General features: G+C 38.9%; 3 protein-coding genes. All 3 read right to left on the bottom strand.

Translation table 11 applies throughout. From position 1 onward, the window contains the following. Positions 1-136: 136 nt before the first annotated feature. Complete coding sequence (locus tag AC3DU7_RS15325; protein WP_488040195.1) at positions 137-1,189, bottom strand: methyltransferase; 1,053 nt, start codon at positions 1,187-1,189, stop codon at positions 137-139. 94 nt (positions 1,190-1,283) lie between these two features. Beyond that, entirely contained in the window at positions 1,284-5,075 is a 3,792-nt protein-coding gene (locus AC3DU7_RS15320; protein ID WP_488040194.1) for a beta-ketoacyl synthase N-terminal-like domain-containing protein, read from the bottom strand. A gap of 10 nt (positions 5,076-5,085) precedes the next feature. Further along, positions 5,086-10,054: type I polyketide synthase (locus AC3DU7_RS15315; RefSeq protein WP_488040193.1), on the bottom strand; the 4,969-nt coding region annotated here is incomplete at its 5' end.

Here is a 10,054-nt window from a genome sequence, read left to right as displayed (position 1 = left end):
GAATGCTGCGCAAACAGCTTCTATTCATGTCCTAACCTTAATGCGTAGCGCTATAAATCCCATTTTAAGGAAAAAAAGAAAAGATTTTTCCTTTGAGTCAATCATCTTATTTTCAAGGAGAGGTAATTATTAATTATTAAATATCTTTTATTACTTCAATAATACTGACACCAGACTTTGTTGGAATAATTTTATTAAGTTTTAATCCAGCCGCTCTAAACAAATTTTGATACTCATTTTTGGTGCGTTCCTGTGCCCCAGGAAAATATAAAAGCATCCATATATCTAACATTGTCTCATCTCTACGGGCATTTGTAGTAGACATGACACTTTCTAGGACTAAAAGTTTACTTGTTTCTGTCATCGCTTGACAACAACGTTGCAAAATTTTTATTGCTTGTTCATCATCCCAATCATGAATAACACGTTTAATTACATAAGCATCTGCTCCAGCAGGAATTTCTTCAAAAAAACTTCCTCCTATTACTTCGCAGCGATTACTCACTCCTTCTCGATCTAGAAAATTTTGTGCTTTTTCAATTACCTCTGGTTGTTCAAATAAAACTCCATTCATTGTTGAATTTTCTTTGAGAATAGCAGCTATTAAAGCACCTATTCCTCCTCCAATATCAACCAATTTTTTTATTGACAGAAAATCATAAGCTTCAAGTATGGCTGATTCGTCGGATTTTGTTATATTCACCATAAGTTGATTGAAAACTTCACCTAAAGCTGGATTTTCTTTGCAGTATTGCCAAAAAGATATACTATACAAATTTTCAAAAGCACTTTCTCCAGTTTTTACAGAGTGCAATAAATTTCCAAAAGTTTTAAAAGCTTGCTCCTCCCAAATTATACTACCTGGAACATTTCCACGAATATCTGTTTGTAAACAACCTCCTAATGGAGTTAACTGAAAACAACGAAATTGAGTTTCTACAAAAAATCCATGACTTGCTAAAGCTCGCAAAAGTCTATAAAGGGAAGTGCTGTGAGTATCTGTTGCAGTTGCTAGTTCATCACAGTGTTTAGTTCCATCTTTTAGTAAATCTACAATCCCAAGTTTAGTAACTACATAAATCATTTGTGAAACTTGATAAGCTGATGCTATTTCTAACATTACTTGCCATGGATGTTTTTGATTTTCTTGTGGGAGGTGAGTATTTTTTATAGTAGATGATTCACTCATAATATTTTTTTTAGTTTGATTAAATGTGTTTATTATTTTTAGGGGTTAATTTTTTTAATTTATGGTGACATTAAACCTTGCGTAAAAGACAAATTCATAAAATAATTTCCTCCATATTTTCGTTGATTTCAGTTGATGAAAATTCTGAGAATGTTAGGTTTGTTAAATTCAACTTTTCAAGTATAGTTGTAGCTAGTTTTGTAATATTGTTTTCTCCTAGAAATTCTTCTATTGGCAACTTTATCTTTAGGTCTGTTTCAATAGATTTCCTCAGTTCAAATGCCATCAAAGAATCAATTATTGTGGCTAGAAGCTGTTGCGAATTTAGTTGAATAGGATTTAACTGTAGTGCTATAGCCAATTCATCTATTAAATATTTTTCTAATAGGTGAAGACGTTCTTGGGAAGCAGTAGCAAATACTTTTTTAGGAGAAATACTACTTGAACGACGGGGTTTTGATGTTCTGTTACTAGCTTCCTGAACACGTTGCAGGGCTTCAAAACTAACGTGCTTTAATTCAGCATTAGTAATTTCTGCAACTACCTCTCCTGTTTCATCGAACAAACAAAGGTTTCCTAAAATTGTTTCTCGATAATTTTCTTGATTTTCATCAAAATTAATCTGAGCTTGTCCCCACAACTGTTTACCCGAATAACCATAGAACAGAAAATCTTCAAACCCAGATAGCAAGTACATATAAGGTAGCTGGTCAGAAAAACAGGCTGCTAAAATCTGAGTCCAAGCATCAACTGAACCTAAAGGTAGTACATAGTCTTTGTCTGAATCTATATTTCCCAGAGAGCCTATTTTAGCGATCGCCTCTCCATCCTTTCGCCAAACTTCTCCTTGAAGTCGTTGACAACTTTGTCCTAACTTTGCACCTCGCTCCTCCATCATTTGATATAACTCAGAACCTAATATTTTGTCTGAGTATTGTGTCTGGAGTTTGGCTATATCAACTGGTGGTTTGACTTTTTTACTCTTCTGTTCATCCTGAAGAATAAGTTTACCAGAAACGTGTTCAGTCCAAGATTTTGACTCGGCATCATCAGCAGGCAAACTAAACATTTTGAAAGCAGCTATTTGTTCGCTTTCAGGAGTAATAATCAGATGAACAATACGACTCCCCACTTCCGGCATAATTATACCCTGAGAAATAGAAAACTCATGCAAATGATAATAGCTATTTCCAAAAGCTTCCCTTGCTGCCACACAAATCATTTCTAAATAAAGAGCCATATTTACCACTGGTATCCCATTCATACGATGGTCAGTAACAAGTGGCAGTTTTTTTAGTATAAACTCTGATTCAAATTGAATTTGTTCTAGCGGTGAGTGTAACCGTTTGTGTAACAATGGGTGAGAAATATCTATAGCCAACCCTGCTCTGCTCTGATTTTTGCTACTTTCAATCCAATACCGTTGTCTTTGAAAAGGATAAGTTGGTAATGGTATACGGTATCGTTGGTAGTCGCGGTCAAATCCTGACCAGTCAATATTAATCCCTAGTTGGTATAATCTTGCCAGGCTAGATAATAGTATTTGCCAGTCTGGTTGAGTCTTTTGTAGTGAAGGCAACCAAGTACCAAAATCTTCTGGCAGGTAAGGTTTTACTCTGTCAATTAAAGTATGGTCTGGACCTATTTCCACAAATAGGTTGTATCCTTGTTTGTACAAAGTTTGGATGCTCGCGTCAAAGTCTATAGTTTTCTCGAAATGATTTTGCCAATAGTCAGCAGTAGCTATTAATTCTCCTGATGCTAGTTTGCCAGTAATGCTGGAGATAATACTGATATTCGGAGAAAAATAAGTTACTTCTGACGCTTTTATCTCCCCCGCCACCAGTTTGATTGCATCTTCTAAACTAAAGACTCCAGCTACACAAGCAGCTACATATTCCCCAACATCATACCCCATGACAACATTGGGTTCTATTCCCCAAGATTTCCATAATTCAGCAAGAGCATATTCTATGGCAAAAAAAGCAAGTCTGGAGTAAGTTGTTTCATCCAAATCATCAATCCCAGATGACTGTGGATACAAGATTTGCAGAAGGGGCTTTTCTAAATAGGGACAGAGAATTTCATCGCAGCGTTCTAATATTTTGCGGAATGTTGGCTGTGTCTGAAAAAGTTGTCGCCCTATATTGACGTATTGGGAATCTTGCCCTGTGAATAAAAACACCACCTCTGGGGAATCATCTATGGGTTTTTCAGTATCCCCTAAATTTGCAAGTTGCTTGGTAATTTCTTCTAGTGACTCTGCCACTAAAGCCAAGCGATGAGAAAAATGACAACGACCAGCATTAGCTGTAAAACATATATCTGGTAAGGACGTTCCATGGAACCTCCCTACATGAGTTTCTAAATATTTTTGATATCTATTTTTTAACTCTTTGAGTGCAGTATCCGTTTTTGCTGACAAAGTTAATAAGTGTAGGGGACGTTCAAACAAATTCTCACTTTTGCCTTTTGCCTTTTGCCTTTTGACTTTAACTGACTCCAGAATCACATGAGAGTTTGTACCGCTAAAACCAAAAGAACTAACTCCTGCCAACACTTCTCCCGTTTTTCCAGGCAACCAAGGAGTTAGTTTTGTAGGAATATTTATAGGAACCCTAGCTTCAGATATATGAGAATTAAGGTTATTCAAATGCAAATGTGGTGGAATTTCACCATGCTGCATTGCCAATACCACTTTGATTAAACCACCTATTCCTGCTGCTGGCTCCATGTGACCGATATTTGTTTTCACAGACCCCACAATTAAAGGCTCCACTTCAGGCGGTCTTTTACCAAAAATAGAACCCAATGCTCTAACTTCTATAGGATCTCCCAGAGACGTTCCTGTACCGTGAGCTTCAATGTAGCTGATATCATCTGGCTCTACTTTAGCGTTTTGCAAAGCAGCTCTAATAACTGCCCGTTGAGCTTGTCCGTTGGGAACTGTTAGCCCACTACTGGGGCCATCTTGGTTGACTGCTGACCCCTTGACAACAGCTAATATATTGTCCCCATCTTTCAGAGCATCACTAAGTCGTTTAAGAATAACAATGCCACAACCTTCACCACGCCCATAACCATCAGCTCTAGCATCAAAAGTTTTGCACCTACCATCCGCAGATAATGCTCCCAGTTTTGACATTGCTATGGTCGAACTAGGAGATAACATTAAAATCACCCCACCTGCCAGAGCAAGATTACATTCTCCAGAACGTAAACTAGCACAGGCTAGATGAACTCCTACTAAAGAAGAAGAGCAAGATGTATCTAATGCTATAGAAGGACCTTGCAAACCGAGTTTATGGGATAAACGACCTGCTGCCACACTCGCAACATTACCTGTTGCGGCATAAACATCTATATCATCATTATTATTTATAGCTAGTTGACCATACTCATTAACACTGATACCGACAAATACCCCTGTTGGACTACCAGTTAACTTGTCTGGAGCAATGCCAGCATTTTCTAATGCTTCCCAACTGACTTCTAATAAAAATCGTTGTTGGGGGTCCATACTTGTCACTTCACGCGGGTGGAGTCCAAAAAAATCTGCATCGAATTCATCAACTTTGCAGTCTAAAAATCCACCTTGTCTGACGTTAGTTTTGTTTGGTGTTTCTGGGTGAGGGTCATAATAGTCCTCAATATTCCAGCGTTCTGGTGGCACCTCCTTAACCGTATCAATGCCATCGCGCAATATTTGCCAAAATGATTCTGGATCGTTAGCTCCACCAGGAAATCGACAACTCATACCGATAATAGCTATGGGTTCATGGGCACGATTTTCCCAGGTGTCTAACTTAGAGCGCATTTCCTTAATTGTGACAAATGCTCTCTGTAAAGGAGATAATTGTTCTATGTTTTCGGTAGGTTGTGACATAATATTAGCCTTAGATTAAAGCCTCTAGTTCCTTATCAATAAGTGCTGATAATTCTGCTTCTGATAATTGTTTTGCTTCTTCTTCCCAGAGTTTTGTTTGTTCTTGAGTTGTATCTGGCTTCAAATCAAGGGATGATTCTAAGCACAATACTTCTTGTAACAGGTAGTCGGCTACTGCTTCTATATTTGGGTATTCAAAAGTCAAAGTAGAAGGAAGTAACTGACCGACTTTTTTTTGCAAACGACTTCTGAACTCCAAAGCCATTAAGGAATCCATCCCCATCTCAAAAAAGCCTAACTGTAGCTGTTTAATTTTAGATATATCCTGAGCCAAAGTTGCTGCTACATCTTCTTTAATAGAGCCAATCAAAACAGATTTTTGTTGTTTAGCTGGTACTCCACTTAATTTTTTGTAAATTTCAGATTCTTGGGGAGAGCCTATAGAATCAGTATTTTGAACAACCTGGGATAATAATGGTGGCTCCATACCAGCCGGAAATTGGAGAACAAATTTTGACCAATCAGCGGGCATAACAGCTATTTGACCTGTTGACTGCGAAACCATTAAGTCATTCCAGATTTCTAATCCTTCAGGTATTGAAGTAGTTTTTACTCCAGCTTCAGCCCAACGCTTTGCAGCTTCTATGCTAGCAGTAGGAGTAATATCGGACTCCTGCCACGGACTCCAGTTAATAGTTAAAGCAGGTAGCCCTTGAGAAACTCGATAGTGAGCAAGAGCATCTAAATAAGCATTAGCAGCAACATAATTTCCTTGACCAGGAGAACCCACAACTGAGGCTATAGAAGAAAAACATACGAAAAAGTCTAAGGGTAAATCCTGGGTATAACGGTGAATATTCCACGCACCTTTTACTTTAGGAGCAATGACTTTAGCAAAGCGTTGCCAATTTTGTTTTTGCAATACGCCATCATCTAATACTCCTGCTAGGTGAATTATACCCCGTAAAGGTGGCAATGACTGAGCAATATCGCTAATAATTTTTTGCACGTCATTTTCCAGAGAAATATCGCCCCTTGCTAAAACTATTTTAGCTCCCATTGTTTCCATTTGCGCAATACTTTGTTTAGCAAATTCAGAAGCATCTTTACGTCCCACTAAAACTAAATTTCGTGCCCCATTTTCTACCATCCACTTAGCAAATGTTAGCCCTAAAGCACCATTACCACCTGTAAGTAGATAAGTAGCATCAGAACGTAAATCTATTTTATTTTCGCAGTGAGAAACGAGAGAGTGAGAAGACAGATCGCTGTTCCCTTCTTTTTGAGATTTTGTCAAGCGAGCTACATAACGCTTATCTCCTCGAATTCCGACTTCTGTCTCCCCATCTGGATGCAAAATTTCTGCTAATAATGTCGATGCCATAGTTGCCACATCTGCTGAGTCATCAGAAGTTAAATCTATCAACCCACCAAAAACTTCTGGATGTTCAATTGCCAAAACTCTCCCCAACCCTAATAAGGGAGCTTGAGTAACTGCTATTTCCTTCTCATTTTTGACTTTTGACTTTTGACTTTTAACTTGAATTATTTCCTTCTCATTTTTGACTTTTGACTTTTGACTTTTAACTTGAATTATTTCCTTCTCATTTTTGACTTTTGACTTTTGACTTTTAACTTGAATAGGTTGAGCATCTTGAGTAACCATCCATAATTTAGGCAAATTAGATGTTACTCCTTTTGTCAAAGCTTGCACTAAATGGAGAACACTACCTAAATTTCTCAGTTGGTCTCTTTCCAAAGATTCAATTGTAGTCTCAGTAGTTGGAGTGGTTTCCAAACTCCACAAATGTATTATTCCTTTGCATGATGATAAATCGGTTATTAGCGCTGTATCTATTAAACTTTCAAAATCTTGAAGTCGTTCCGGATTAATTTGCCACATTTCCCGTTCACCTTTGAGGGCGATCGACGCACCTTCTTCTCCAACAAACACAACAATGCAAGTCTGCCCCTGTTTCTCTAACAAATCTACTATATTTTCCCATAAATGCCCATTTGACTCAGCAAATATCAACCAAGTTCCGGGAGTAAGGTTTGTTGGCAAACTAGCATTTGCCAGTGCCTTTTCCTCCCATTCCACTTGATAAAACAAATCAGAAATATCAGACTTTTTCGGCAGTTCCTTGTCTTGACTTCTTCCTTCTTCTTTCTTCCTTCTTCCTTCTTCCGTCTTCCTTCTTCCTTCTTCTATCCAATACCGTTTTCTCTGAAATGGATAAGTTGGTAATTGTAAACGTTGACGGGAATAACCTGCATCAAACTCATCCCAATCTACCTCAACCCCCCGAACATACAATTCACTCAAGCTAGTTAATAACTGTTGCCAATCAGATATTTTTTTCCGCAATGAAGGCAACCACATCCCTGCATTCTCTGGCAAACACCTACGTCCCATTCCCAAGAGAACAGGATGAGGAGCAATTTCTAGAAAAATGTTGTAGCCTTCTTGGTACAAAACTTTCATACTTGTAGAAAATTGCACTGCTTCCCGAATGTGCTGACACCAATAACTAGCTTGACAAACTTGATTTTCCTCTACTAGCTTGCCAGTCAAATTAGAAATAAGTTTAATACTTGGGGATGAATACTGAACTTCTGACGCAACTTTGGCAAAATCATCTAACATCGGCTCCATTAACGGAGAATGGAAACCATGAGAAACATTCAACTGTCTGGTTTCTAACCCTTGATTTTCCAGTTTATATACCACAGTTTCTACTGCTGTCGCTTCCCCAGAAATAACTATGCTATTCTGGCCGTTAATAGCTGCAATAGAAACTTGGTCAAAATTAGATGCAGATATAGCCGCCCGTACTTGCTCTTCCGAGGCAAATATTGCGACCATTTTGCCATTTTTAGGCAACGCCTGCATTAGTCGTCCCCTTTCGGCAATTAATTTTAGCCCGTCTTCTAAACTGAATACTCCTGCCACACAAGCAGCAACATATTCACCCACACTATGCCCCATGACTACATCTGGTTCTATACCCCAAGATTTCCATAACTCGGCGAGAGCATATTCTATGGCAAATAGAGCAGGTTGAGTATAAGCAGTCTCATCTAATATATATAAGTCAGGAGATTCACCCTTGGAGTCATAGTTTTGACTTTTAACTTTTGATTTTCCACTTATGCCAAGCGGTGAGTACAATACTTCTAGAAGTGGTTGTTCTAAATAAGGGCGGAGAATTTCATCACATCGTTCCAAAGTTTTACGGAATACGGGTTGAGTGTCAAACAAATCTCGCCCCATACAGATGTATTGAGAACCTTGCCCAGTGAACAAAAATGCTATCTTAGGCAAAGCATTTGACGACAACGGTTCATCGGAAAAGTTGATAGCTGCCAGTTTTTCGGCTATTTCTGTTGATGAATTTCCTATTAAAGCCAGACGATGAGAAAAATGGTTACGTCCTGTATTAGCTGTAAAACAAATATCTGGTAAGGACGTTCCATGGAACGTCCCTACATGAGTTTCTAAATAATTTGCATATTTATCTCTTAACTCTTTAAGAGCAGTCTCTGTTTTTGCTGACAGAGTTAGTAGGTGTAGCGGACGTTCTAAATAATTTCCCTCTTGCAGAAGATCTGCGTTATCGCTTCTGACTTCTGTACGTCGCCAATCCGACGGCTCCCCTATCTGACTTCTGACTTCATACGGTGCTTCGCCTAAAACAACATGAGCATTAGTGCCACTCATGCCAAAGGAACTCACTCCGGCAAAACGTTGCTCATCCTTATTTACCCGCCAAGGAGTTAATTTTGTCGGAACCGTCACAGACATTTTTTCCCAAGCAATAGCAGGGTTGGGTTGGTTGAAATGTAGGTGAGCTGGAATTTCCTGATGCTGCATTACTAGCACAGTTTTGATTAAACTTGCTATTCCTGCTGCTGCTTCTAAATGCCCAATATTAGTTTTTATAGAAGCTATTGTTAAAGGTAGATCGGGAGTTCGCTCTGGGTTTAATACTTCTCCCAAAGCTTCTACTTCTATCGGATCTCCTAGAGAAGTTCCGGTTCCATGAACTTCTACATAACTAACTTGGTGGGGTGCAACATCAGCGTTTGCTAAAGCAGCACGAATCACTTTTTGTTGAGCTAAACCATTGGGAACGGTTAATCCGCTGCTATGTCCGTCGTGATTAACTGCCGAACCACGAATAACTGCTAGAATATTGTCATTATCTGAGATGGCATCGGATAATCGCTTCAATACCACTACTCCACAACCCTCCCCTCGCCCATAACCATCCGCAGCAGCATCGAAAGTTTTACAGCGACTGTCAGCAGATAGCGCCCGCATCTGAGATAAAATTATGTTTCCGTGGGGAGAAATAATTAAATTTACTCCTCCAGCTATAGCTAGATTACATTCTTCTGCACGCAAACTTTTACAAGCGAGATGAGTTGCTACTAGAGAAGAAGAACAAGCTGTATCTACTGCCATTGCAGGGCCTTGCCAACCAAGATGATAAGATAGACGACCTGCTGCTACACTGGGAGTATTCCCTGTAAAGAAATAAGCTCCTAAACCATTTCCATTAGATGAATTCATCTGTAGCTGCATATAATCAGAGTTATTAATCCCAATAAATACTCCATTACAACTACCCGTCTGTTTGCTGGGGGCAATGCCCGCATTTTCTAATGCTTCCCAACTGACCTCCAGTAATAACCTTTGTTGAGGGTCGATGCTAACTGCTTCTTTGGGAGCAATACCAAAAAATTCAGCATCAAATTTATCTATTTCTTCATGTAAAAAGTTACCATTACGGACATACATCTTACCCATAGTTCCGGGGTCTGGATGGTAGTAACAATTAATATCCCATCGTTCTGGTGGTACTTCTATTGCTGCATCCCTCCCCCCACGCAATAGTTCCCAGAAAGCATCAGGGTTATTTGCACCTGCTGGAAATCGACATCCCATACCAATGATAGCGATCGGTTCTTTTTCT

This window comes from Okeania sp., assembly GCF_983059655.1.
The sequence above is the reverse complement of the archived record's forward strand: the minus strand, read 5'-3'. Positions and strand labels throughout refer to the sequence as shown.

Coding starts and splice junctions, on each gene's coding strand:
- AC3DU7_RS15325 (WP_488040195.1), bottom strand. CDS start 1,189: ATGAGTGAATCATCTACTATAAAAAATACTCACCTCCCACAAGAAAAT.
- AC3DU7_RS15320 (WP_488040194.1), bottom strand. CDS start 5,075: ATGTCACAACCTACCGAAAACATAGAACAATTATCTCCTTTACAGAGA.